Source organism: Desulfurispora sp. (assembly GCF_052744395.1).
Genome location: NZ_JBRAJI010000006.1, coordinates 21,996 through 45,270, shown reverse-complemented (window position 1 = coordinate 45,270; position 23,275 = coordinate 21,996). Strand labels below are relative to the sequence as shown.

Annotated in this window: 24 protein-coding genes; all 24 read right to left on the bottom strand. The window is 57.6% G+C overall.

Annotated features, from left to right (window positions below):
- Positions 1–46: 46 nt before the first annotated feature.
- On the bottom strand, positions 47–796 hold the full coding sequence (locus tag ACUVTU_RS02725) for a type 1 glutamine amidotransferase (protein ID WP_445888431.1): 750 nt from the start codon (positions 794–796) through the stop codon (positions 47–49).
- Entirely contained in the window at positions 747–2,168 is a 1,422-nt protein-coding gene (locus ACUVTU_RS02720) for a MurT ligase domain-containing protein (RefSeq protein WP_445888430.1), read from the bottom strand. Before ACUVTU_RS02720 ends, ACUVTU_RS02725 begins: the two co-directional genes overlap by 50 nt.
- 108 nt (positions 2,169–2,276) lie before the next feature.
- Positions 2,277–3,002: a FadR/GntR family transcriptional regulator gene (locus ACUVTU_RS02715; protein WP_445888429.1), complete on the bottom strand. Its 726-nt coding sequence runs from the start codon at positions 3,000–3,002 to the stop codon at positions 2,277–2,279.
- A 238-nt stretch (positions 3,003–3,240) separates the two neighbouring features.
- Complete coding sequence (locus tag ACUVTU_RS02710; protein ID WP_445888471.1) at positions 3,241–4,725, bottom strand: ATP-binding cassette domain-containing protein; 1,485 nt, start codon at positions 4,723–4,725, stop codon at positions 3,241–3,243.
- Positions 4,726–4,768: 43 nt separating this feature from the next.
- Positions 4,769–5,593: a cobalt ECF transporter T component CbiQ gene (gene cbiQ, locus ACUVTU_RS02705; protein ID WP_445888428.1), complete on the bottom strand. Its 825-nt coding sequence runs from the start codon at positions 5,591–5,593 to the stop codon at positions 4,769–4,771.
- Between the two features lie 190 nt (positions 5,594–5,783).
- Positions 5,784–7,145, bottom strand: a complete 1,362-nt coding sequence (locus ACUVTU_RS02700) for an acetyl-CoA hydrolase/transferase family protein (RefSeq protein WP_445888427.1) — start codon at positions 7,143–7,145, stop codon at positions 5,784–5,786.
- Between the two features lie 322 nt (positions 7,146–7,467).
- The gene (locus ACUVTU_RS02695) at positions 7,468–9,201 is read right to left on the bottom strand and encodes a sigma 54-interacting transcriptional regulator (RefSeq protein ID WP_445888426.1); all 1,734 of its coding nucleotides are present in this window, start codon (positions 9,199–9,201) and stop codon (positions 7,468–7,470) included.
- Positions 9,202–9,318: 117 nt separating this feature from the next.
- A complete protein-coding gene (locus tag ACUVTU_RS02690; protein ID WP_445888425.1) occupies positions 9,319–9,954 on the bottom strand; it encodes a TraR/DksA C4-type zinc finger protein in 636 nt (211 codons plus the stop codon).
- 56 nt (positions 9,955–10,010) lie between these two features.
- Positions 10,011–10,328 (bottom strand): DUF5665 domain-containing protein, encoded by a 318-nt coding sequence (locus ACUVTU_RS02685; RefSeq protein WP_445888424.1) that lies wholly within the window; start codon positions 10,326–10,328, stop codon positions 10,011–10,013.
- Positions 10,329–10,427: 99 nt separating this feature from the next.
- Positions 10,428–11,303 carry a protein translocase subunit SecF gene (gene secF / locus ACUVTU_RS02680; protein WP_445888423.1) on the bottom strand — a complete coding sequence of 292 codons (876 nt, stop codon included), beginning with the start codon at positions 11,301–11,303 and terminating at the stop codon, positions 10,428–10,430.
- A gap of 12 nt (positions 11,304–11,315) precedes the next feature.
- On the bottom strand, positions 11,316–12,563 hold the full coding sequence (gene secD / locus ACUVTU_RS02675; RefSeq protein ID WP_445888422.1) for a protein translocase subunit SecD: 1,248 nt from the start codon (positions 12,561–12,563) through the stop codon (positions 11,316–11,318).
- Between the two features lie 84 nt (positions 12,564–12,647).
- Positions 12,648–12,935, bottom strand: coding sequence for a preprotein translocase subunit YajC (gene yajC, locus ACUVTU_RS02670; protein WP_445888421.1), 288 nt, complete (start codon positions 12,933–12,935; stop codon positions 12,648–12,650).
- 80 nt (positions 12,936–13,015) lie between these two features.
- Positions 13,016–14,143 carry a tRNA guanosine(34) transglycosylase Tgt gene (tgt, locus tag ACUVTU_RS02665; protein ID WP_445888420.1) on the bottom strand — a complete coding sequence of 376 codons (1,128 nt, stop codon included), beginning with the start codon at positions 14,141–14,143 and terminating at the stop codon, positions 13,016–13,018.
- A 46-nt stretch (positions 14,144–14,189) separates the two neighbouring features.
- Positions 14,190–15,224 carry a tRNA preQ1(34) S-adenosylmethionine ribosyltransferase-isomerase QueA gene (gene queA, locus ACUVTU_RS02660; RefSeq protein WP_445888470.1) on the bottom strand — a complete coding sequence of 345 codons (1,035 nt, stop codon included), beginning with the start codon at positions 15,222–15,224 and terminating at the stop codon, positions 14,190–14,192.
- A gap of 11 nt (positions 15,225–15,235) precedes the next feature.
- Positions 15,236–16,630, bottom strand: a complete 1,395-nt coding sequence (locus tag ACUVTU_RS02655; protein WP_445888419.1) for a SpoIID/LytB domain-containing protein — start codon at positions 16,628–16,630, stop codon at positions 15,236–15,238.
- 41 nt (positions 16,631–16,671) lie between these two features.
- Positions 16,672–16,896 carry a DUF2905 domain-containing protein gene (locus tag ACUVTU_RS02650; protein ID WP_445888418.1) on the bottom strand — a complete coding sequence of 75 codons (225 nt, stop codon included), beginning with the start codon at positions 16,894–16,896 and terminating at the stop codon, positions 16,672–16,674.
- Positions 16,893–17,441 (bottom strand): epoxyqueuosine reductase QueH, encoded by a 549-nt coding sequence (locus ACUVTU_RS02645; protein ID WP_445888417.1) that lies wholly within the window; start codon positions 17,439–17,441, stop codon positions 16,893–16,895. The genes ACUVTU_RS02650 and ACUVTU_RS02645 overlap by 4 nt, the downstream gene beginning before the upstream one ends.
- 14 nt (positions 17,442–17,455) lie before the next feature.
- On the bottom strand, positions 17,456–18,487 hold the full coding sequence (gene ruvB, locus ACUVTU_RS02640; protein WP_445888416.1) for a Holliday junction branch migration DNA helicase RuvB: 1,032 nt from the start codon (positions 18,485–18,487) through the stop codon (positions 17,456–17,458).
- A gap of 1 nt (position 18,488) precedes the next feature.
- Positions 18,489–19,103 (bottom strand): Holliday junction branch migration protein RuvA, encoded by a 615-nt coding sequence (ruvA, locus tag ACUVTU_RS02635; protein WP_445888415.1) that lies wholly within the window; start codon positions 19,101–19,103, stop codon positions 18,489–18,491.
- Positions 19,100–19,594 carry a crossover junction endodeoxyribonuclease RuvC gene (gene ruvC / locus ACUVTU_RS02630; protein WP_445888469.1) on the bottom strand — a complete coding sequence of 165 codons (495 nt, stop codon included), beginning with the start codon at positions 19,592–19,594 and terminating at the stop codon, positions 19,100–19,102. Before ruvC ends, ruvA begins: the two co-directional genes overlap by 4 nt.
- A gap of 4 nt (positions 19,595–19,598) precedes the next feature.
- Positions 19,599–20,162: a hypothetical protein gene (locus ACUVTU_RS02625; RefSeq protein WP_445888414.1), complete on the bottom strand. Its 564-nt coding sequence runs from the start codon at positions 20,160–20,162 to the stop codon at positions 19,599–19,601.
- A gap of 170 nt (positions 20,163–20,332) precedes the next feature.
- Positions 20,333–20,950 (bottom strand): hypothetical protein, encoded by a 618-nt coding sequence (locus tag ACUVTU_RS02620; RefSeq protein WP_445888413.1) that lies wholly within the window; start codon positions 20,948–20,950, stop codon positions 20,333–20,335.
- Between the two features lie 99 nt (positions 20,951–21,049).
- Positions 21,050–21,781, bottom strand: coding sequence for a YebC/PmpR family DNA-binding transcriptional regulator (locus tag ACUVTU_RS02615; RefSeq protein WP_445888412.1), 732 nt, complete (start codon positions 21,779–21,781; stop codon positions 21,050–21,052).
- A 51-nt stretch (positions 21,782–21,832) separates the two neighbouring features.
- Positions 21,833–23,275, bottom strand: a complete 1,443-nt coding sequence (locus tag ACUVTU_RS02610) for a TrkH family potassium uptake protein (protein ID WP_445888411.1) — start codon at positions 23,273–23,275, stop codon at positions 21,833–21,835.

The window sequence follows — 23,275 nt, the reverse complement described above, 5'->3', positions numbered from 1 at the left end:
CAAAGTTTTAACACCCAGGCAAGCTCTATTTAATGATCCGGAGAAATTATTTTTTCAACAAACGCTGCACCATCACCTGCACAGCGGCCTCTTCCAGCGTGTTGTCCAGAGGGGGCAGCGATGCCTTAAAGCCCCGCCGGTCCAGAGCCAGCGTGATTAAATGATCGGTCAGCCGGAAGTTCTTGGGCAGGAGGGGCCCATGCAGGTAAGAACAAAACACATTGCGCCAGACCGCACCCTCGTAGCCATCCTGCCCGTTATTCCCGCGCCCGGCCAGCACTCTGCCCAGGGGCTGCACACCATCGCCCAGGTAAGTGCGTCCGGCATGATTCTCAAAGCCCACCAGCTGGCCCGGCACACCCTCAATCAGGCTCTCCAGCACCACGTTGCCAATCATTCTTTCTTTTCCGGCCACGGTATAGACATCCAGAATACCCAGACCAGGGATTTTCTCCCCCCGGGCGGTTTGGTAATACTGGCCCAGCAGCTGGTAGCCGCCGCAAATGGCCAGAGTCACCAGTCCTTCTTCCAGAGCCGCGGCCAGTGCCGCTACCCGGCTGGCCAGATCCCGGGCCAGAATGTGCTGTTCGCGGTCCGAGCCACCACCAATGAACAAAAAATCGAACTGTTTGAAGTCCACACTCTGCCCCAGTTCCACCCGGTGCAGACATACTTCAATATTACGCCACTGACAGCGCTTGATGAAAGCCAGCACATTACCCCGGTCGCCATACAGGTTGAGCAAATCAGGATACAGATGGCAGACGTGCAGCACCAGTTCTTTCTTTTTGCGCATAGGCACGGACAATCCTTTCTACCGGCCAGAGTGCGGTGTATGTGGCCAGCAGATATACCCCCCGGCCGGAAGCCTGCAAAACGGTTTTTACCGCCACATCATAGTCCGGAATGTAAACAATTTGCTTCTCCGCCACGCCAGCATACTTGAGGCGCACAGCCATTTCGGCCCCGCGCTGGCCGGTGCACACAAAACTGCCGGTCCGGTCGGCCAAACGCTCCAGAATTTCAAAATCCACATCCCAGAGCCAGGAGATATCCCGCCCGTCGGCGGCGTTGTCATTGATGGCAATCAATATATCGCAAGGAACCGGCTCCAGGTTCTCGATGAGCTGCAGTGCCGCATTAAATCCGGCCGGATTTTTGACCAAATTTAACAGCACCGGCCTGTCGCGGTAAACAAACCGCTCCAGCCGCCCGGTGGCAGTTTGATAGCCGGCCAGAGCAGCGGCCATCGTCCGGGCGGGCACACCCAGATAAAGACCGGCAGTGCAGGCCGCCAGGGCATTGTACACATTGTAGACACCCTCCAGCGGCAGGTGAATATTAAAAGATTCGCCCTGTTTGACTGCCACCCGGCAGGCCAGGCGGCCGCCCGCCTGATCAACCTGTTCCCCTGTCACAGCGGGTTCCGGCCGAGCGAAGCCGCAGTGCGGGCAGCTGTACCCACCCAGCTGGCTGTAGTTGTAATAGCTGTATTCCAGCATCCGCCCGCAAAAAGGACAAAACCTGCCCTCCCGGCAATCAGCTCCGCTGCAGGAAGATGAATTTGCCGGCAGATCGCTCAATCCGTAAAACACAGCCGGACGCCCGGTTCTGGCGGAAAGCTGGGCTACCAGAGGGTCGTCCGCGTTCAGCACCAGCTGCAGTTCCCCCTCCTGCTTCTCCAGGGTTTGCGCCACAATGGCCACTGTTTGATCCAGCTCACCATACCGGTCCAGCTGATCCCGGAAAAAATTGGTCACCACGACCACCCGGGGAGAGAGGAACTTTAAGACCACGGGCAGCGATGCTTCATCAACTTCCACACTGGCCAAATCCGCCCGCAAATGCCCCCGCCAGCCCGCGGCAGCCAGAAAAGCAGTGGTTACACCGGTGATCAGATTGGCACCGGCCAGGTTGGCCACCACGCTGTACCCGGCGGCACGCAGCAGGGCGACCAGCATGTTGTTGGTGGTGGTTTTGCCATTGGTACCGGTCACGACAATGATCTGCCGCACGCCCTGCGCCAGCCGGCCCAGGATGTCGGGACAAATGGCCAGGGCCAGCCGTCCGGGCAGGGCCGAACCACTGCCCCGCCCCAGCATTTTGCTGGCCCATCCGGCCAGCAGGGCCAGCCAGAGGGCCAGATAAAAGCGCAAACAACCGAGCAATTATACCGCGCCCTTCCCCCAAAAAGTCCTGTGCATTACTTCCTGCACCAGTATAGCACCCACCAACACCTGTTTCAAGCGCCAGGGCCGGGATCAAATCCCGGCCCTTTACTGTATGCCATGCTCCTGACAAATACGCAACAACTCAATTTCCACTTTGCGCAAGTGATTGTACATCAATGTACGGGCCTTCTCCCTGTCCCTGCCGGCTATGGCCCGGTAAATCATCTGGTGTTCTTCATACAGCCGGTACTCGGTTTCGGACGACGCAGACAACCAGAGCTTTCTGGTCATAGACAGGGACTCGCGCATAGCTTCATGAATGGTGTTCATCAACCTGTTTAGCAAATAGTTGTGTGTGGCGCTGGCAATGGCATAATGAAACTGCAGGTCGGCTTCCTCACCGGGCAGACCGCTGGCCATGTCCTGCCGCATCCGCTCCACTGCTGCTGCTATTGCCTGCAGCTCCTCCCCGGTAGCCCGTTCCGCTGCCAATCCGGCCGACTCCACTTCCAGCGCTTTACGTACTTCCAGGACATTGCTGATTCTATCTTTCTCCAGCAAAATAATAAAGGTCAGAGGCTCAATAACCTCATTACCCTCCGGTTTTCGAACATATATCCCTTCCCCGTGACGGATCTCTAAAATCCCGGCCAGGTTCAAAGCCGAAAGCGCCTCCCGCACCGAAGCCCGGCTCACCTGCAATTGTTCGGCCAATTCTCTCTCGGTGAGCAGCTTGTCCCCCGGATGAAGCTGTCCACTGATTAATAGCTCTTTGATCTGATCCAGAATGGTCTCGGAAGTGCGTTTGGTTTTAACAGGCCTGAACTCCATTTTCCTGATACTTCCTTTTTGGTTTAATAAATCTCTTATTCTATTTCTATGAGCATGATGCAACCCGCCCGATTAACATAACGCTATCCCAAACAGCCCCGCAACAATTTATGAATAACCAATCATTAGCAAGTTAATATTACCGCAAACCACTACCCAATGTCAAAAACTTTTCCCGCAAGAGAACAAAAAGGGCTGCCCATAACAGCCCGCAACAAGCCAGTATTGCCGCCAAATATCAACGCACACCCGGCAACAGGTAGGTCGTAGTGTAAATCCCGTGCTCCACAGCCAGCAACCAGTGCCCCCGGGCATTCAGCTCCAGCCGCACTGTCCCGGACTGGTCAGTGGTGGACTGCCAGACAAACCCGGGCTCCTCCCGCAGATGGTAGGTGGCCTTAACCGTCGCCCCGGGCAGCGGCTTTCCCTGCCAGAGCACCTGCAGCTTGACCGTGTCGCCATACCGGTAAGCACCCACCGGGTCGGGCTGCAGCAACAACTCTACACCGCCGGCCGCACGGTCCACCGGCCGGGGGGGCAGGTCGTGGCCCACCGGCACATCCAGAAGCGCTGTATATATTCTTTCCTCACCCGCTCGCAGATGGTCCACCTGCAGGACCGCCCGGTAATAGCCCTCCCCGCCGGCCTCGAAAACCAGATTGTGCACATCGGGAGCAACCGGTGCCGTCAAAGCCCACACCTCCCCGTGCTCCTGACCGGTAACCCGCGCCGTCAGCCGGGCCTGCTGCGGCCAGACGTCGCGCTGCATGGGCACTCCGCACACCGCGCGCAGCACCACTTCCTCCCCGCTGTGGTAATGCAGATGCAGCGGCTCCAACCAGACATGCCTGGACACTGTGTTTTCCTCCTCCCCATGGTCACAGTCCGCACCGGCACCGGCGGGCTCCCCCGCCCGGCCGCCCAGTTCATCCAGCACCTTCACCCCGTCCAGCAACCGCAGGGGCAGAGGTTTTCCCTGCCAGGTTCTGGCCAGCGCAAACAGCTTGCTCACTACCGGCAGGCGCAGCTGGCAGCGTTCCACCAGCGGCCGGTCCACCAGGAGCCCGGCTTCACCCCGGGCCACTACCCGGCCGGACTGCAGGACGATAACCTGATCCGCCCACTCGGCGGCCAGATCCACGTCATGAGTAGCAATAATGATGGTCGTACCGCTCTGGTGCAGGCGGTGCAATATCTGCACCAGTCCGTCCCGGCTGGCCGGATCCAGAAAAGCCATGGGTTCGTCCAGCACAATCACTCGCGGCTGCATGGCCAGCACACCGGCAATGGCCACTCGCTTTTTCTGACCGTAGCTCAGGTGATAAGGGGCTTTGTGCGCCAGTGCGGTCAGCCCCACCGTGTGCAGAGCTTCTTCCACCCGCCGGGCCACCTCGGCGGGGGGCAGTCCCATATTTACCGGCCCGAAGGCTACATCTTCGCGTACAGTATGGCCAAAAACCTGGTCGTCCGGGTCCTGAAAGACCATGCCCACCAGCGACCGGATCAGGGGTGCATTGCGGGCGTTCACCTCATACCCACCCACGGTAACCTTCCCCTGCTGGGGCAGGTTGATGGCATTGAAGTGCAGAAGCAGGGTCGACTTGCCCGCACCGTTGGGACCAAGTACGGCCACCCGGCTGCCCGCCGCAATCTCCAGATCGATTCCTTCCAGCGCCCTGGTCCCGTCCCGGTACTGGAAATGTAAGTTTTCCACTTTAATCATGCTCACGCCGTCCGGCACCTCGCAGTCATATCTCCAGGCACACTTATTTAATCCAGGCCACCCATTCCGGAGCGCTGTGATCCAGCCAGAAAAAGCCCAGGGCTACAGTCATAATTAGCGCAGCAAAAGCTAGATCATGCCAGAACACCGCCTGCGCCTCTCTTGTCTGGACCGGTTTTCCAAAGCCCCGGGCCAGCATGGCGGTATAGACCCGATCGCTTCTTTCCCACGCCCGCAAAAACAGAATGCCCAGGTCGGCAGCCAGTGTGGACATAGTATGTCTGTGCCAGAACACCTTGCCGGCACGGAAGTTGCGGGCCAAACGGGCGGTGCGCATGGACCGCAATTCGGCCTGCAGCACATAAATATACCGCACGGCAAACTCAATAATTTGCACCAGCAGCACAGGCAGCTTCATGGCCCGAAAGCCGGCAAACAGCCTGGACCAGCCGGTGGTCAGGATCAGCAGGTTCATGGCCAGAAAGGCGTTGAGCACCCGACCGGATAAAAGCAGCGCCTTTTCCAGTCCCTGGTGGCTGGCCACCACCGTAAGCCATTTCCCCTGCCAGGTCCAAACAGGCTCACCCGGTGTAATGAAGGGAAAGAGCAGCAGCATCACCACAGTGAAGGGAATGAGCCAGAGCAACCTGGCCAGCAGATTTTTGACCTGAATGCCGGCCAGCAGGTTTACCGCCAGCATGAACCCGCCGGCTGCCAGCAGCAGTCCCGGCGATAACAGGGTGACCATCACGGCCACATAACTGATCAGCACCAGGATCTTGGTGCGCGGATCAATTGATTCCAGCCGGCCTCCCGACCATTTGCCGGCATTATGTTCCACAGGGCCATGCTGGTGCGCCATGCACATCAACCGCTACCTCCTTAAAAAGACAAAAAGCCACAGTAAGTCTCGTTGCTCAGGCAAAACAAGACCTCCGTGGCCCTTTCATGGCTCAATACCATCGCAATGCCTTCGTGGCATTATTATTTATTATAATTCTAGCTGCCGCCCACAGCAAGTAACAATTTTCAAAAAAAACGGCCCACCCCGGGCCGTGTTAAATCAGGTGCATTTTGCGGGCTGCCCGCCGTAGGTCCTCCCGGAAATCCGGATGAGCAATGGAAATCATGGCCAGCGCCCGCTCGCGGGCTACCTTGCCCCGCAGTTTGGCCACACCGTATTCTGTCACCACATAGTCCACATCATTGCGCGAACAGCTGACCACCGCACCGGGCTTTAAAACCGGCACGATCTTGCTCACCGTACCGTTACGGGCCGTGGAGCGCAGGACAATAATGCCCTTGCCCCCCGGTGAGCGCAGCGCCCCCCGGGCAAAATCAGTTTGCCCTCCCGTACCGCTGTACTGGTAGTGCCCCAGACTTTCCGAAGCACACTGCCCGAGCAAATCCACTTCCAGAGCTTCATTGATGGCCACCATCTTGTAGTTCTGACCAATAATATACGGGTCATTGGTGTAGGAAACCGGATAAAGTTCCACCATGGGGGTATCGTGAATGAAATCGTAGAGCCGCCTGGTGCCGGCAGCAAAACAGCCAATCAACTTGCCCGGATGCAGCGTCTTCTTGCGGTTGTTCACCGCACCGCTGTTGACCAGGTCCACCATGCCCTCGGTCAACATTTCCGAATGTATGCCCAGATCCTTTTTATCCTGCAGGGCCAGAGCGACAGCATGGGTGATCCGGCCCAGCCCCAGCTGAATGGTGGAACCATCATCCACCAGGGCAGCCGCATAACCGGCAATGCTTCTTTCCACGGCCGACACCCGGGGCACGGGCAGCTCCAGCAGGGGACAATTGTTTTCCACCAGGCAGTCCACCTGGGAGATATGGATCAGCGAATTCCCCCGGGTGCGGGGCATGTACTCATTCACTTCCAGAATAATGATCCGGGCCAGACCGGCGGCGGTGGAGGAATAATCCACCGATGTACCCAGGCTGAAATATCCCCTCTCGTCCATGGGTGACACCATGGCCATGAACACATCTATGTTCAGGTACTCCTGCATCAAGCGCGGATATTCATAGAAATAACCCGGCATGTAGTCGGCCCAGCCCTCATTCACCGCCTGGCGGTTACCCTCGCTGTTGAACCAGGAAACGTGCCGCAGGTGCCCCGCCAGCTCGGGCTTGAGGTAGGGGGGGCGGCGCAGGGGCAGCATCTGGTGAATTTTTACATCCTGCAGCTGGGCGGCCCGCCGGGTGAGCGCCTCCACCAGCGCCAGCGGCTCGCCGCAGCCCATGGGCAGCACCACGTTATGACCGCTTTGAATTAACTGCACGGCCTGATCAGGACCGGTAACCCTGGCCAGATACAGCTCCCTGGCCGCCTTGCGTCCTGCCGGAAAGGTAACAAGCTGTAATTTTCTGGCTGGATCTTTGTGCATCGACTGTACTGCCATTATGATGATACCTCCCCGTATTGTTTTCATCCTGTCATCGGTTCAGCAATGGGACTAGCAATATTTGTGCCAATTATTTTGAATTTATAGAATATTGAAATGACCGCTTGTGGCGCCCTTTCTCGCGGAGCAGTGGTGCACCGCAGTGTCTACAGTGCATACACCGGATGTCCCGCCTATGCGACAACAGGATAAGTTTTTTGGTACCCGGTGGCTGCTCCGGTTCCGGACAGCGGCACCGGGCGGCCTGTTTTGTCACCTGTCCACCGGGTAGACATTCAGTCAACACATCAGAATGGAAACAGGGCCGGCCCGGGCCCTGTCAATCATCCTTGATACCGTAGCGCTTCAGTTTCTTGTACAGACCGGCTCGCGAAATGCCGAGCAATTTGGCCGCCTGGCGCTTGTTGCCCCCGGCGGCCGCCAGGGCTTCCAGAATGGCCTCTTTTTCCGCTTCTTCCACCAGGTTGGGCAGGCCGATCTGGTGGGAGCGCATCCCTTTTTGCAGGCTGATCTTTTGCAGGTACATGGGCAGGTGCTTTTTCTGGATCACCGGCCCGTCCAGCACATTAAAAGCCCGCTCAATCACATTTTCCAGTTCCCGCACATTGCCCGGCCAGTGGTGCTGCCAGAAAATTTCCCGCACTTCCTCCGAGATGCCGTGCACCCGCTGGCCGAACTGCTTGTTGAACTTGCTGATAAAATGCTCAATCAACTCGGGCAGGTCATCCAGACGCTCCCGCAGCGGCGGAATGGCCAGGGTCACCACATTGATCCGGTAGTACAGGTCTTCGCGGAATTCATGCCGGGCAATCAGTTCTTCCAGATTGCGGTTGGTGGCGCAGATCACCCGCACATCAATACGCCGAGGTTTGCTGTCACCCAGCCGTTCCACTTCCTTCTCCTGCAATACCCGGAGCAGTTTGGCCTGCATGGTAAAAGACATGTCGCCAATCTCATCCAGAAAAATGGTTCCCCCGTTGGCCAGTTCAAATTTGCCGATCTGGCCTCCTTTTCTGGCCCCGGTGAATGCCCCCTCCTGATAGCCGAAAAGCTCGCTTTCCAGCAAATTTTCCGGTACCGCCGCGCAATTCACTTTGACAAAAGGACCCTTGGAACGCAGGCTTTCCGTATGCAAGGCATGGGCAAACAGCTCTTTGCCCGTACCGCTTTCCCCCTGAATCAGCACGGTGGAATTGCTCAAAGCCACCCGTCGGGCAATTTCCTTGACATTTTGCAGGCTGCGGCTGCTGCCGATGATCTGGTCGAAAGAGAAGTGGGTGCGGTGCATCCGTTCCAGTTCGTCCTTGTAATAATCCAGCTGGCTTTTCAGGTTGCGGATCTTTTTCATCAAGGCATACAGGTCATCCACATTGCGAAAGACCACCGTGCCCAGGGCACCCACAATCTGACCGTCCTTGATGATGGGCACCCGGTTGGCGATGATTTCCTGGCCATTGAGGGTGGTAATATAGCCGTACTCGGGCTCACCGGTCTCCATGGCTTTGGGGAAAATGGGGTTGCCATACACCTCATGCACTTTTTTGCCGATGATTTCCTCGGGTGTCTTGTTAAAGAAATTGGCAAAATTGCGATTGACCAGAGTAATCACATAGTCCCGGTTCACCGCCACCACACCGTCGCTGGACAGATCCAGGATGGTCTCCAGCAGGTTTTTCAGTTCCCGGATGCGCTCATTATCACTGCTCAGTTCATCAATCAGGTTTTGAATCTCGGTGATCTCCTGAAAAACCGCGATGGCCCCCACAATCTGGCCGTTCACGATTACTGGAGTGCGGTTGGTGATATACATACCGTTCTTCAGGTGCAGGCGGCGCCCCAGCTGTGGCTTGCCATCCACCATCACTTCCAGCAGCCCGGTGGTGGGAAAAAAATCCTTCACATGCCGGCCCAGAATCTGGTCGGCGGGCAACTCCAGAAAGCGCTCCACCGCCCGGTTCACGTAGATGATCTTGCCCGCCGTGTCCACAGCCAGAATGTGATTGGCAGTATTATCCATCAAAGTATGCAAATCCAGCTGGCTCTTGCCCGGCAACTTACCCCACCCCCGGTTGTGTTGCAAAAAAGAAACACATGTCTATATTGTTTACATTGGACTATTTTCTACACCGATATACAAATTCCTGCTGTAAAATTTATAAACAGGTTAACATTACGAATCTTCATACCAGACTCCATCAATTTTTTCCACCGGGATGTGGTCCACCCCTGCCACCGCCCCGCTGCGCTCATCAATAATGTCCAGATCACCGTAGTAGGCACCATCGCCCGACCCGGCCGCGTGCTCGCCGGTGCGGGCCACACTGCGGAAGGCATCCATCCAGTCAAACTGGACGTTCTCCGAACCGGACCGGAAAGGCTGCCGGAGAATATCCTCCAGCACCTCTTCCTCCACCGGCCGGCCCTGGTGCACCGGTGTACCCTCACTGGCTTCCTGGCAGTCCCGGCACCTGGTGGTCTGGGGCACGGCCTGCAGCCTTTCCCAGGGTATGCGCCGGCCGCAAACGGTACAGATACCGTAGGTGCCTTGATCCATGCTTTGCAGAGCCTGGTGGATCGCTCCCAGTGTTATTTTTACCCGTTCTTTCAGGGCCAGATCCTTGCTGCGCTCAAATATTTCCGTGGCCACATCGGCCGGATGGTTGTCATAAAGCGAAATCTCGCCCAGCGATTCGGCCATGGGCTCGTCCAGACCGCTTTCCTGCAGGGAAGCAGCCAGTTCCTCCAGCTCGGCTTTCTGTTTTTCCAGCTGGCGGCGAATGATGTCCAGATGTCTTCTGGTTCCCATTGATCACAGCTCCTTGTTGTATGCTGGTGGTACGCCTTAAAGGCCCGCAGGCACGGTTAGTATTTGCGGCTTTCCAGCTGGGCCTGCACAATATCCACAATGTCGGCGATAAAATTGCCCACCACAGGCAGATTGAGCGTCACTATTTTGCGCAAGATCAGGATCACCACCGCCCCCAGTAGGGCAAATCCAATGGCTATCCCCAGGCCCCGGGCAATCCCCGAGATGAAGTTGACCCACAGGAGGCGCGGGGTGTTGTGCAACAAATCCACATATTCGGCCAGTTTCATTTTCTCCAGGTTGATCGTCAGCCGGGTTATTTTATCCTGCAACGCCTGAAGAAGCTCGGTCTGAACCGGTCTGCCCTGCCGCATCGGCCCATCCCTCCTGGAGATAATTTACCCGAAAAAGTAAAAAAAGACCCGTGCTGGCAGCACGGGCCTGCGATCTATATATTACCAGTCAGCTTTCTATCAGGCGGTGCGCAGTGATTTCTTCTTCTCCATCATCTTCAAGTCGTACCACACCGGGCTGGCGTTGAAAATAGAGGAATAGGCCCCGCTGGATACGCCAATCAGCATGGCCAGCACGAAGTTCTTGATGGGGGTACCGCCCAGGAAATACAGGGCCAGCAACACAAACAGCACGGTCAGCACCGTGTTGATGGAGCGGGACAGGGTCTGCCACAGGCTGACATTGATCAGTTCGCCCAGTTCCTCAACCCGCCGGTGCACGCGCATGTTCTCGCGGATCCGGTCAAAAATAATGATGGTATCATTGATCGAGTAACCAATGATGGTCAGCAGGGCCGCCACAAAGGCGCTGTCCACCTCGAACTGAAAAATGGAGAAAAGGCCCGTGGTCACCAGCACATCGTGCAACAGGGCGATAATGGCGGCAATCCCCTGCTTGAATTCAAAGCGCAGGGTGATGTAAACCACCATCAACACCGAGGCGATTAAAAGAGCCAGCAGGGCGTTGCGGGTCAGTTCCTTCCCAATCACCGGCCCGACGTGGGCACTGCGCAGCAGGGTGACCTGGCCCTCATTTTTCTGCAGGGCATCCAGCAGCTTGTTGCTCTCCTCCTGGCTTAAAGGGCGGGTGCGGATGATAAAATCCCGCTCACCGCTCTGCTGCACATTGCGCCCGCTGCCCAGGTCCAGATTCTCCACCACCTGGCGCACCCGATCGATGGTCACCTGCTGAGCAAAGCGCACTTCCAGAATATTGCCGCCGGTGAAATCAATACCCAGATTCAAACCCCGCACCATCAGGGAAAAAAGACCGGGAATAATAATGACCAGTGATAAGATATACCAGTATTTGCGCAGTTTAATAAAATGAAACACCGTCTTCCCCCCTTACGCCCCGTATACGCGCGGATTTTTGGAAATATTGGCCGCCGCCACCAGGCGCAGCAGCCAGCGGGTCAGAGTAATGGCCGTAAACATGCTGGCGGCAATACCAATGATCAGCGTAACCGCGAAGCCGCGGATGGGACCGGTACCCAGATAATAAAGCACAATGGCGGCCAGCACAGTGGTGGCATTGGAGTCAAACACCGCCACAAAGCCGCGCTTGAACCCGGCATCAATGGCCGCGCCAACGCTCTTGCCGGCCCTGAGTTCTTCCTTAATCCGTTCAAAAATGACCACGTTGGCATCCACAGCAATGCCCAGCGAAAGCAGAAAACCGGCAATGCCGGGCAACGTCATGGTCACATGCATGCCCACATAAATGAACAGCACGATCAGGGCATAAACCAGCAGGGCAAAGTTGGCAATCAGCCCCGGCAGGCGGTAATAGAAGAGCATGAAGACCAGAATGGCCACTGTACCCACTACAGCGGCATGTTTGGACTTGGCCAGCGAGTCGGCGCCCAGGGCCGGGCCCACCGCCCGCTTTTCTTCCACATCCACCTTGACCGGCAGAGCACCGGAACGCAACAAGATGGCAATGGTGTGGGCCTCATCCAGACTGCGATAACCGGTGATGCGGGCCCGGCCGTTGAGAATGGGTTCCTGCACCGTGGGCGCCTGCAGCACCTGGCCATCCAGCAGGATGGCAATTTGCTTGTTCACATTGGCGGTGGTGGCATCGGCAAATTTTTTCGCCCCGGCCGGCGTAAACTCCAGGTCCACTTCCACCGCGCCTGAAGTAGGATCTTTGGCTTCCCGGGCATCTTTCAGGTCGGCCCCCGTGAGAATGGTCTGGCCGTCCATGGTTTTAAATTCCAGATAAGCCACTTTCACCAGATCGTTAACCGCTTTTTCCGGGTCCTTGATGCCGGCCAGCTCCACAATCAGCCGGCGCTCGCCCTGCTGCTGGATGACCGGTTCGGCCACCCCAAACTGGTTGACCCGGTTCTCAATCACCGCCCGCAGCTGGCGCATGGCCTCTGGTGTAACTTTGGCCTCGGGGGTATCCTTGGCTTCCAGCACCACATGTACACCGCCGCGCAAGTCCAGGCCCAGATTAATGTCTTTAACTACTGGAAAATACTTGTTCCAGGTGGCATTTTTCACCCCCAGCGGCACCACCGCCACCACGGCCACGGCCGCCACCAGCAGCAGGACCACTGCCAGGGTCAGAAATTTGCTCCATTTCATTTTCCGGTTTTCCCCCGCTTTCAAGCAGATGTTGCTGCAAAAACCATAAAAAAGAGAGCAGCCCCGGCCACTCTCTCCCGCAGTCTATTCGTTGGGCTCAGCGTCACCCGACTGGATGACCTGACTGATGGCGGACTTTAAAAACTCGACACGAACATTGTCAGCCAGACGCAAGATCACGCTGTCTTCTTTAATTTTGACAATGGTGCCATATATGCCGCCAATGGTAATCACGCGGTCATTTACCTGCAAACTTTTCAACATTTGCTGGTGTTTTTTCTGCCGCTGCTGCTGGGGACGGATCATCAAGAAGTACAGCAGGGCAAACAGGGCGACAATATAAAAAAGACTGACCAGCTGTGAATTATTCAACTCTCCAAGCCTCCTTTCCCAAATGTGTGTTATTCTCCCCTTTCGGGCCAATTTCCTCTCGGCAGCAGATTAAATTTGACTCATTTTTCTTCACAGGCGGTGTCCTGCCAGGCGGCCCAGAATTCCTCCCGCCAGCGGGCAAAATTTCCTTCCAGGATGGCCTGCCTGATTTGTCCCATCAAATTGTGCAGGAAGTGCAGGTTATGGATGGTGGTGAGGCGCAGGCCCAGGATTTCATTGGCCTTGATCAGATGCCTGATATAGGCCCGCGTGAAGTTCCGGCAGGTGTAGCAGGTACAGCCCTCCTCCAGCGGGGTGAAATCTTCCCTGTACTCGGCATTGCGCACCACCAGCCGGCCCTGCCGGGTGAACACGGTACCGTTGCGGGCAATGCGGGTGGGCAGTACGCAGTCAAACATGTCTATGCCCCTGGCCACTCCCTCCACGAGGCAATCGGGCGAGCCCACCCCCATCAAATAACGGGGCTTGTTTTCCGGCAAGAGAGGCACGGTATAATCCAGCACTTCGTACATCAAGGATTTGGGCTCTCCCACACTCAAACCACCCACCGCATAGCCGGGAAAATTCATGGCCACCAGCTGCCGGGCGCTTTCCTCCCGCAAATCGCGATAGGTTACGCCCTGGACAATGGCAAAAAGCGCCTGATCCGGACGCGTGTGCGCCTTAAGGCAGCGCTCCGCCCAGCGCGTGGTGCGCAGCATGGCCCGGCGGGCATACTCGTAGTCGCAGGGATAAGGGGCACATTCGTCAAAAACCATGGCCACATCACTGCCCAGCGCTTCCTGGATCTGCACGGCAAACTCCGGACTGAAAAAGTGTTCCGATCCGTCAATGTGGGAACGAAAGCGCACACCGTCCTCCTCCACCCGGCGCAGGGAGGACAGGCTGAAAACCTGGAAACCACCGCTGTCGGTCAGGATGGGCCCGGTCCAGTTCATAAATCGGTGCAGTCCGCCGGCCCGCCGCACCAGCTCGTGTCCGGGACGCAGGTAGAGGTGGTAGGTGTTGCTCAAAATCATCCGCCCGCCGACCTGGTAGACCTCTTCCGGCGTCATGGTTTTCACCGTGGCCTGGGTTCCCACGGGCATAAACACCGGAGTGGGCACATCGCCGTGCGGGGTGTGCAAAATGCCCGCCCGGGCCCGGCTGTGGGGATCGCTCTTAATCAACGTGTAGGTAACAGCCATATGGTCTCCTCTTTTTCTAATAATTACCCAAGCTGCCAGAGACTATTCAAATAATCAGCATGGCATCGCCAAAACTGAAGAAACGGTAAGAGAGGCGTACCGCTTCCGCATAGGCGGCCAGAATCTTCTCCCGGCCGGCCAGAGCACTGACCAGCATGAGCAGAGTGGAGCGGGGCAGGTGGAAATTGGTGATCAGCCCGTCAATCACTTTAAACCGGTATCCCGGGTAGATGAAAATATCGGTCATCCCCCGGCCCGCCTGCACTGTGCCATCGGGCGCGGCCACACTTTCCAGACAGCGGGTGCTGGTGGTTCCCACGGCAATCACCCGTCCCTCTCCGGATCTTTTCACCCGGTTGATCACCCGGGCCGCTGCTTCGGTCAACTCATAATACTCGGCATGCATGGTATGTTCTTCCACCCGGTCCACCTGCACCGGGCGAAAAGTGCCCAGCCCCACATGCAGGATCAGGCGCACAATTTGTACGCCCTGGTCCTGCAGCTGTTCCAGCAGGCGGGGAGTAAAATGCAGGCCGGCTGTAGGTGCCGCCACCGACCCGGGCACCTGGGCATACACCGTCTGGTAACGGTGGGGATCGGCCGGCTGCTCCCTGATATAGGGCGGCAGCGGCAGGCTGCCCAGTTCATCCAGCACCTCCAGCAGGGGCCGCGGGCTGTCAAACCGGATCACCCTCCCGCCGGCGGCGGTCTTTTCCAGCACCAGCCCCCGGATGGACTGCTCCGCACCGCCCAGCAGCAGTGTGGTGCCCGGCGGCACCTTGCGTCCCGGACGCACCAGCGCTTCCCAAACATTGGGCTCGATCTGGTGCAGGAGCAGCACTTCCACCCGCCCGCCGCCCGGCTCGCGCACTGCCCGGAGCCGGGCCGGGATGACCTTGCTCTCATTGAGCACCAGACAATCTCCTGCCCGCAGATAGGCGGGTAAATCCTTGAATAATCTGTGCTCCAGGGAAAATGGCTCCCGGTGCAGCACCATCAGTCGGGACAGCTCTCTCTCCACCGCCGGCTGCTGGGCAATCAGCTGCGGCGGCAGGTGGTAATCAAAATCGTCTACGCGCAAAGTCATTCCCCTTAATCCTGAAAGATACTGGCTAACTGAACGTCTGTAAAATAGTATGACAGGATCTCCCGGTAGTTATAACCTTGCTGGGCCATCCCCCGCGCCCCCCACTGGGGCATCCCCAGGGCATGTCCCCAGCCGCTGCCGGTGAAAACCACGGCCACCAGGTTATTCTGCTGGTCGTACTGTTTTTGCACATCAAACGGGGCGCTCTTTAAAGCCAGCACACGGCGCAGCCGGTCGGCATTGGCAATTTCGATTGGTACAGTATTGCCGGACTGATCCAAACCGGTGATCTGGAGCCTTTTAATGCGCCGGCCCACCGCCGTGCGCTCTTGCACCTGCACATCGGTCACGGTGGTCAGATTATACTTGCTCCAGTTCAATTGTCTGGCCAGCTGGTCAGCCGTAAAATTGACCTGCCAGTTATAATGACGATCATTTTGATCATAGGGATCCGGTTTGCCCCGCAGATAGGCTACCGGGTTCTGCCACATATCTTCGCTGTTTTCGGTGTATCCCCCGCTGCTGCTGTGAAACAGGGCATCAATCACCTGATCCTTATATGTGAGTATCTGTCCCCGGGTGCCATCCACCGCCGCAGCGGTAGCCGGGTTTTCCACCCGCAGGCCCAGATACACCTGGCTGCGCTCATCGGGCCAAACATCGAAGCCCCGGCTGGCCGCATTGCCGGACATGATCTGCTTGATGGCATAGGTGCGCGCGGCCACCGCCTGCGCTTTCAGCGCCTCCGCCGGCCAGCTGGAAGGCATTTCCGCTGGCACCACACCGTACAGATATTCCTCTACAGGCAGTTGATTGACCAGCAGGTAACCATTATCCCGCCCTAGAAACAGCATATCTCCCCGGTAACCGCCGCTCAGCGGTTCGCCGGAAAACTGCACATGGCCGCTGGTGCCCGGCTCACCGGCCAGCGGCTGCTGGCCCGCCGCTGTGATCAGCACCGGAACAGCGTTTAAATCGGCCATCCTGTACAAACCGCCGGCGGCCTGCACATACAGACCACGCTCCCCGCCGGGGAAGGCTGTTGCGGTTTGCCCGCTGGCACTCTGCACCAGCAGCGGCCGGCCGCCCCGGCGCAGCCAGAGATCAGCGCTGCCCTGCCAGAGGCAGCGTTCCCCCTGGTAAAAAGCCAGCTCCCCGTCCTGCACTTTAACCCGGTAATCCTTTCCTTCCTCCAGCACAGCCAGCGGCCGGGCGCCATTCAATTCCAGCAACAGGTAGTTGCCCTCTACCTGAAACTGCTGCTCGGATACATTCTGGGCCAGCCCCACTTTAATGGTCGCGGGCCAGTCCTGGGCCCGGGCGTTCGCTGGAGCCAGCAGCACCATGCCCGATACAACTAATAAAAAAACACTCCACAGCCGGATAAAAAATTTGCCCATGTTGTACAGCCCTCTTTTGCAGTTAGTCCAGCCGGTAACCATCAGCGCCGGAAAAAAATATTCAGTAACAAAGTCAGCAAAAGGCTCAGCACTATACAGGTGACAATGGGGAAATAAAAGGTCACCGGACCTTTCTGCCAGACCACATCTCCCGGCAGACGCCCCAGAGAGAGAAATTTCCCTCCGAAAAGCAGCAGCAGGCCCAGCCCGGCCAGGATCAGCCCGCTCCAGAGCAGCCAGCGGCCCAGCATATCCAGGGGGGTCATGCCCTGCTCACCTCCGGTTCCCGGTAATAGCGCTCTTTTTCACTGTAGATACAGCCGCAATAAGGCTGCCGGTACAGCTGCAGCTGACGGGAAAGCGCCGTGGCCTGTTTGTAACCGGGACGCCAGTCTTCATAATAAAACGGCACCCCGGCCGACCGGCCGATTTCCTCGCCCAGCCGGCGGATCAAATCGTGTTTTTGCCAGGGACTGACCAGCAGGGTGCTGGTGAAAGCATCACAGCCCTCCCGGCGGGCCATTACGGCTGCCTCGGTAAGGCGCATGGTATAGCAGTGCAGACAGCGCTCATTTTCCCGGTGCGCCACCGCTCGCAAAAAAGTTTCCAGCTCGTAGCGCCCATCAAAAATCACCGGCAAATCAATGCTCCGGGCATAATCCTGCAGGGTGTCCCGCCGGCGTTTAAACTCGGTATAGGGATGAATGTTGGGGTTGTAAAAATAGCCCTGCAGGGCGTGCCCGTCCTGGCGCATTTTCTCTACCGGCCAGATGGCACAGGGGGCGCAGCAGATATGCAGGAGAATACGCAAGCTCTTCACCTCTTTTAGTCAAACAGCGCTCTGGGCCTTCCCGGCACCGGCAGGCCCAGATGCTTGTAGGCATGCGGCGTGGCCACCCGCCCGCGCGGCGTGCGGTCAATAAAGCCCAGCTGTAACAGGTAGGGTTCGTACACATCTTCCAGAGTGCCGGGCTCTTCCCCCGTGCTGGCGGCAATGGTGTCCAGTCCTACCGGTCCGCCGTGGAATTTTTGGATAATCACGCTCAGGATACGGCGATCGATGCTGTCCAGACCCAGCGGATCCACCTCCATAAATTGCAGGGCCTCTCGGGCCACCGCGGCCGTAATGGTGCCATCCGCTTTCACCTGAGCATAATCGCGCACCCGCCGAAGCAGCCGGTTGGCCACCCGGGGTGTTCCCCGGGAACGGCAGGCGATCTCGGTCGCCCCGGCGGGCTCAATAGCCACTTCCAGGATGCGGGCCGAGCGGAGAATGATCCGGGTCAGGTCTTCCACCCCGTAGTATTCCAAACGGCTAATCACACCAAACCGGTCGCGCAGCGGCGAAGTGAGCAATCCGGCCCGGGTGGTCGCCCCCACCAGGGTGAAACGGGGCAGGTCCAGGCGAATGCTGCGGGCCCCCGGTCCCTTGCCAATGATGATGTCCAGCGCGAAATCTTCCATGGCCGGATAGAGCACTTCCTCCACCTGCCGGCTCAAGCGGTGGATCTCGTCAATGAACAGCACATCGCCAGGCGCCAGGTTGGTTAAAATGGCGGCCAGATCACCCGGCCGGTCTATGGCCGGGCCCGATGTAACGCGCAGATTTACGCCCAGTTCATGAGCAATAATGGATGCCAGAGTGGTTTTGCCCAGTCCGGGCGGTCCAAACAACAGGACGTGATCCAGCGGCTCGCCCCGCTGCCGGGCCGCCTGGATGAAGACCGAGATGGTCTCCTTCACCTGATCTTGCCCAATATACTCGGCCAGGCGGCGCGGCCGCAGTGAATACTCCCCTTCCAGATCGTCCTGGTGCACTGCCGGGGTAACAATTCTCTCCCGACCACCCTTCTCCATGCTACACCACCTTTCCGGCTGCCAGCAACTTCAGGGCAGCCTTGATCAAATCGGCCACCGGCATGGTTCCCTGCTGCTGCATTACGGCCACCACTGCCCCTCTGGCCTCGGACCAGCTGTAACCCAGGGCCTGCAAAGCCAGGGCGGCTTCCCCGGCCCCCTGCTCGACCATCCCCCCGCCGGAAGCACCGGCCACCGCTGCGCCTGCCGTCATCTGGCGCATGCGATCCTTTACTTCCACCACAATGCGCTGCGCGGTTTTTTTCCCCACGCCCGGCGCATTGGTCAGCAGGGCCAGGTTTTCTTCCGCTATGGCCACCGCCAGTTTTTCCGGTTCGGCCACCGAGAGCAGCGCCAGGGCCGCCCGGGGCCCCACCCCCGAAACGCTGATCAGCAGGCGAAAGATCTTTTGACCCTGCTCACTATCAAAACCATACAGGCTGACATCATCATCCCGTACCAGCAGGCAGGTGTACAGCATTACTTCTTCCCCGGGGGCGGGCAAACGGGCCAACAGCCGCCGGGGTACCTGAATATGATAACCAATCCCCTGTACATCCACCAGCACATAGTCGCTACCGGTTTGAAACAGCTTGCCGCGAATAAAACCAATCACTCCGGCCACACTCCCCTGTTCTGGAGCCTGAAGGCATGACACAGCCCCACCGCCAGGGCATCGGCCACATCATCCGGCCCGGGCACTTCCGGCAGGGACAGCAGCATGCGCACCATATATTGTACTTGATTTTTGGCAGCCCGGCCATGCCCCGCCACCGCTTGTTTTACCTGCAGCGGGGTATATTCATATATCGGCAGCCCGGCCCGGGCCAGAGCCAGCAAAGCCACGCCCCGGGCCTGCCCCACGGTCAGGGCGGTGGACACATTTTTATTGAAAAACAGTTCTTCCAGAGCCGCCTCGGCCGGTTGATATTGTTCAATCAAGGCCGTGAGCTGGCGGTAGATTTCCTCAAGCCGCTCCGGCAAAGGCATACCGGCCGGGGTCTTCAGCGCTCCATAGTGTCGCGCCCGGATCCGGCCATCCGCCCGCACTTCCAGCAGAGCATAGCCGGTGATAGCCAGACCAGGATCGATGGCGATGATCTTCATCAATTTATTGACCCGCCTGTTTGGTAATTGTTTGTAATATCTGGGCCCGCCGCTCGGACTTGGCCGTTTCATAGGCGTTCCGGGCCCGCTCCACCACAGCCGTGGACAGGTTGTTGCTTTGCAGCTCCTGCGCAAAACTGGCCAGGATAGCGTCCACTTCCGCATCGCACTGGCTTTCCAGCGCCCGCCCGGCCCCCAGATATTTGCGCGCTATTTCCCTGAGCGAGCCACCATTCTTTCTGGCGGCCCGGTACTCCTCCCTGGCCGCATATAAAAGCCCGTACAGCCGGCTTTCATAACTGCCCACGCGGGTTTGCAGCAAATCCAGATAGCGGTTTTCTATCTCCTGCTGTACACTGGGCCCGGGGCCCTGCCGGTTGCTGTTGCCCGGCGCCCCGGGTGATGCCGGATGGCTATCCCCGGACTGCACTTGCTGGCGCATTTGCTGCATATCCTGCTGTATTTGCTTTTGCACCGCTGCCGACACCACCTGTTTTTCCGCCCGCTGCAGCGCATCCTGCGTCAGCTGCTTGGAAACACCCCTCCAACCAGTATGGTATAAATACAAGACCAATCCTCCAGCAATAAAAATGACCATTATGCCAGCCGCAAGCAATTTTTTCAGCATCTTCCAAACCTCGTTTACAAAATTTACCCACCCGGACACCCGAGCATCTTAATAAATTTCTTGCCAGCAGCGGCTTATTCCTGCCGCAAAAATAAAAACCCGACCGGTTGTCACCAGTCGGAATTTTCCTCGTCCAGATTGTCCAGAGCCGCCTGCAGAGCCAGTTCATCGGAAAATTCCAGTTCTTCCTGCAGGCGTAATTTTTCATCCTCAGGTAACTGCCGGTAATTTTCCGCTTGCTTGATCCTCTCCTGCCACCGGGCCGGTAATGACTGGATATCCTTACCCTCCAGCACCTGCAGCAGTTTCTGGTTATAGCCCAGCGGCCCCTGATAAATGGCCAGATGCTGCCCTTTTAGTCCCAGGTGCCGGTAGGCCGTATGCTTGCTGCAAAAGCCCTCAATGTGGCGGTCCAGATGCAAACAGCCTTTTTCATCTACATAGACCTGCCATCCCTCGGCTGCGGGAAAGATTTCTTGGATCTGAGCCAGGCTTTTCCCCTGCAGCTGTCTGTATATCTCCCCCTGATAAACCAGGTGAGTTTCGCCACACCAGTAGATATATTTTTCCTGAAGCAAATTTTTGTCCGGCACCCTGCCGGCAGCCAGCTGGTTTAAACCGGGCAGCTCAGCCAGCGACAGGCCCGGCGCCACCCCCAGCCCCAGGCCCAGATACACTGCCAGAGATGTTATGACCAGCAACAGGCCTGCTTTAAATACGCTTTTCAAAACGCCGTCCTCCTGCCAGATAAAATCGCCTTATTACCCAGTAATTATTCCCGGCAGAACAGACGTTTAAACAAAAACCACCCTTAAACATAAGGATGGTTACTGTTCATCTATAACAAAATTGGCATATACCTCCTGCACATCATCGTGCTCTTCCAGCGCTTCCATCAGCTTGAGCATCTGCTCCGCTTCCTTGCCGGAGAGTTGCACCGTGGTCTGGGGCAGCATGGTTACCTCGGCAGCCGCCACCACCATGCCCTGTTCCACCAGCTTCTGCCTGACCGCCTCCACCTCCTCCGGCGCGGTGTAGATCTCATAGCTGTCCTCTTCGGTTTTCATGTCCTCCGCACCGGCATCCAGAGCAGCCAGCAGCAGTTCGTCCTCGGATATACCAGCGCCCGGCTCCACCACAATCAGGCCCTTCTTCTGGAACTGCCAGGCCACACAGCCGGTCTCACCCAGGTTACCCCCATTTTTGGCAAACAGGTGCCTGATTTCCCCCGCGGTGCGGTTGCGGTTGTCGGTCATGATTTCCATCATTACCGCCACCCCGCCCGGCCCATATCCTTCATAGATCAGCTCTTCGTAATTACCGCCGCCCAGTTCACCGGTGCCCTTCATGATGGCCCGCTGGATGTTATCATTGGGGATATTGGCTTCCTTGGCCCGCATGATCGCCGCTTTCAGGCGCGGGTTATTGTCGGGATCGCCGCCCCCCAGCCGGGCGGCCACAATAATCTCTTTGGAAAGGCGGGTAAAGATCTTGCCCCGCTGCGCGTCAACCTTCGCCTTTTTTCTCTTGATTGTCGACCACTTGGAGTGCCCGGACAAAATGCTCATCTCCCTTCCCGCATTGCCGAAAATATTTTAGCACAAATTACGCTAATCCCGCCAGGTTTTTATGCTGAAAAACACCAGCACCGTATAGATCTCCAGACGCCCGGTCAGCATGCACAGTGAGAGAATCCATTTGGCCACTGCCGGCAGATCGGCATAGTTGGTCATGGGCCCCACCAGACCGAAACCCGGCCCCACATTGCCCAGAGTGGCCGCCACTGCCGACAGGGAGCTGACCATATCTGTACCCAGGGCGGCAATGACCAGGGTTGCCGCAGCCAGAATCAAGATATATAGAAAGAAAAAATTCTGGACACTTTCCACCACTTCCCGGCTCACCACCCCCGTACCCAGCCGCACCGGCACCACGGCCTGGGGATGGAGCAACCTGGTCACCTGGCGGGAAACCGCTTTGACCAGTATGAGCAGGCGAGCACTTTTAATGCCGCCCCCGGTGGAGCCGGCACATCCCCCGATGAACATCAGGGCCAGCAGGACAAATTTGCTGAAAGGCGGCCATTGATCAAAGTCGGCCGAGGCAAAACCGGTAGTGGTAATAATTGACGATACCTGAAAGAGCGACTGGCGCAGGGCCTGTCCCCAGGACAGGTCCAGAGAACTGCTTAGCTCCCAGCCAATCAGCAGGGTGCTGGTGGCAATAATCCCCAGGTACAGCCGGGTTTCACTGTCTTCCCAGAGAGGACGCCATTTGCCCTTGAGCAAATAAAAATGCAGGGCAAAGTTCATGCCACAGATGATCATGAAGAAGCTGATAATCAGCTCTATGGCCAGACTGTCATAGGCCCCGATGCTGAGGTTTTTACTGGAAAACCCGCCGGTAGCCACCGTGCCGAAAGTGTGGATCACCGCATCGAACAAATCCATGCCGGCCAGTTTGAGCAGGACAATTTCGGCCGCTGTAATGATCAGGTAGACCTTGTACAGCTCCCGGGATGTGTTCACAATGCGCGGCACCATCTTGCTCTTGGTGGGACCGGGCACTTCGGCTTTGAAAAGCTGCATGCCCGCAATCTTCAGCGAGGGAATCAGCGCCAGGGTGAGCACAATGATCCCCATGCCGCCCAGCCAGTGGGTGGTGCTGCGCCAGAGCAGCAGGCCGTGGGAAAGCGCCTCCACGTCCCGGATCACCGAAGCCCCGGTTGTAGTAAAACCGGACATGGCTTCAAAGAAAGCGTCCGCCAGGCTGTTCAGCGTACCGGTAAACAGGTAGGGCAGAGATCCGAACAGGGCACAAAAAAACCAGGCCAGCGCCGCAATCACAAAACCTTCCCGGTAACCCACCTGGGTACTGCGGGGCCGGGCCAGCATCATCAGTCCACCGGCGGAAGCGGTGAGCAACAAACAAAAAAACAGCGCCCGGGCATCGGCCTCCTGTCTGGCCAGGGCCAACAGCCAGGAAGGCAGGAGCAAAACCGCTTCGCACAGCAGCACCAGTCCCAGTGTTTTGATGATCAGCAGTCTGTTCAA

What these genes read in the sequence shown, in the direction of transcription:
- tgt (WP_445888420.1), bottom strand. Translation starts at nt 14,143, where the DNA reads ATGGCTGTTACCTACACGTTGATTAAGAGCGATCCCCACAGCCGGGCC.
- ACUVTU_RS02690 (WP_445888425.1), bottom strand. Translation starts at nt 9,954, where the DNA reads ATGGGAACCAGAAGACATCTGGACATCATTCGCCGCCAGCTGGAAAAA.
- secD (WP_445888422.1), bottom strand. Translation starts at nt 12,563, where the DNA reads ATGAAATGGAGCAAATTTCTGACCCTGGCAGTGGTCCTGCTGCTGGTG.
- ACUVTU_RS02700 (WP_445888427.1), bottom strand. Translation starts at nt 7,145, where the DNA reads ATGGCAGTACAGTCGATGCACAAAGATCCAGCCAGAAAATTACAGCTT.
- ruvB (WP_445888416.1), bottom strand. Translation starts at nt 18,487, where the DNA reads ATGGAGAAGGGTGGTCGGGAGAGAATTGTTACCCCGGCAGTGCACCAG.
- ACUVTU_RS02710 (WP_445888471.1), bottom strand. Translation starts at nt 4,725, where the DNA reads ATGATTAAAGTGGAAAACTTACATTTCCAGTACCGGGACGGGACCAGG.
- ACUVTU_RS02715 (WP_445888429.1), bottom strand. Translation starts at nt 3,002, where the DNA reads ATGGAGTTCAGGCCTGTTAAAACCAAACGCACTTCCGAGACCATTCTG.
- ACUVTU_RS02655 (WP_445888419.1), bottom strand. Translation starts at nt 16,630, where the DNA reads ATGGGCAAATTTTTTATCCGGCTGTGGAGTGTTTTTTTATTAGTTGTA.
- ACUVTU_RS02725 (WP_445888431.1), bottom strand. Translation starts at nt 796, where the DNA reads ATGCGCAAAAAGAAAGAACTGGTGCTGCACGTCTGCCATCTGTATCCT.
- cbiQ (WP_445888428.1), bottom strand. Translation starts at nt 5,593, where the DNA reads ATGTGCATGGCGCACCAGCATGGCCCTGTGGAACATAATGCCGGCAAA.
- ACUVTU_RS02650 (WP_445888418.1), bottom strand. Translation starts at nt 16,896, where the DNA reads ATGACCCCCCTGGATATGCTGGGCCGCTGGCTGCTCTGGAGCGGGCTG.
- ruvC (WP_445888469.1), bottom strand. Translation starts at nt 19,594, where the DNA reads ATGAAGATCATCGCCATCGATCCTGGTCTGGCTATCACCGGCTATGCT.
- ACUVTU_RS02685 (WP_445888424.1), bottom strand. Translation starts at nt 10,328, where the DNA reads ATGCGGCAGGGCAGACCGGTTCAGACCGAGCTTCTTCAGGCGTTGCAG.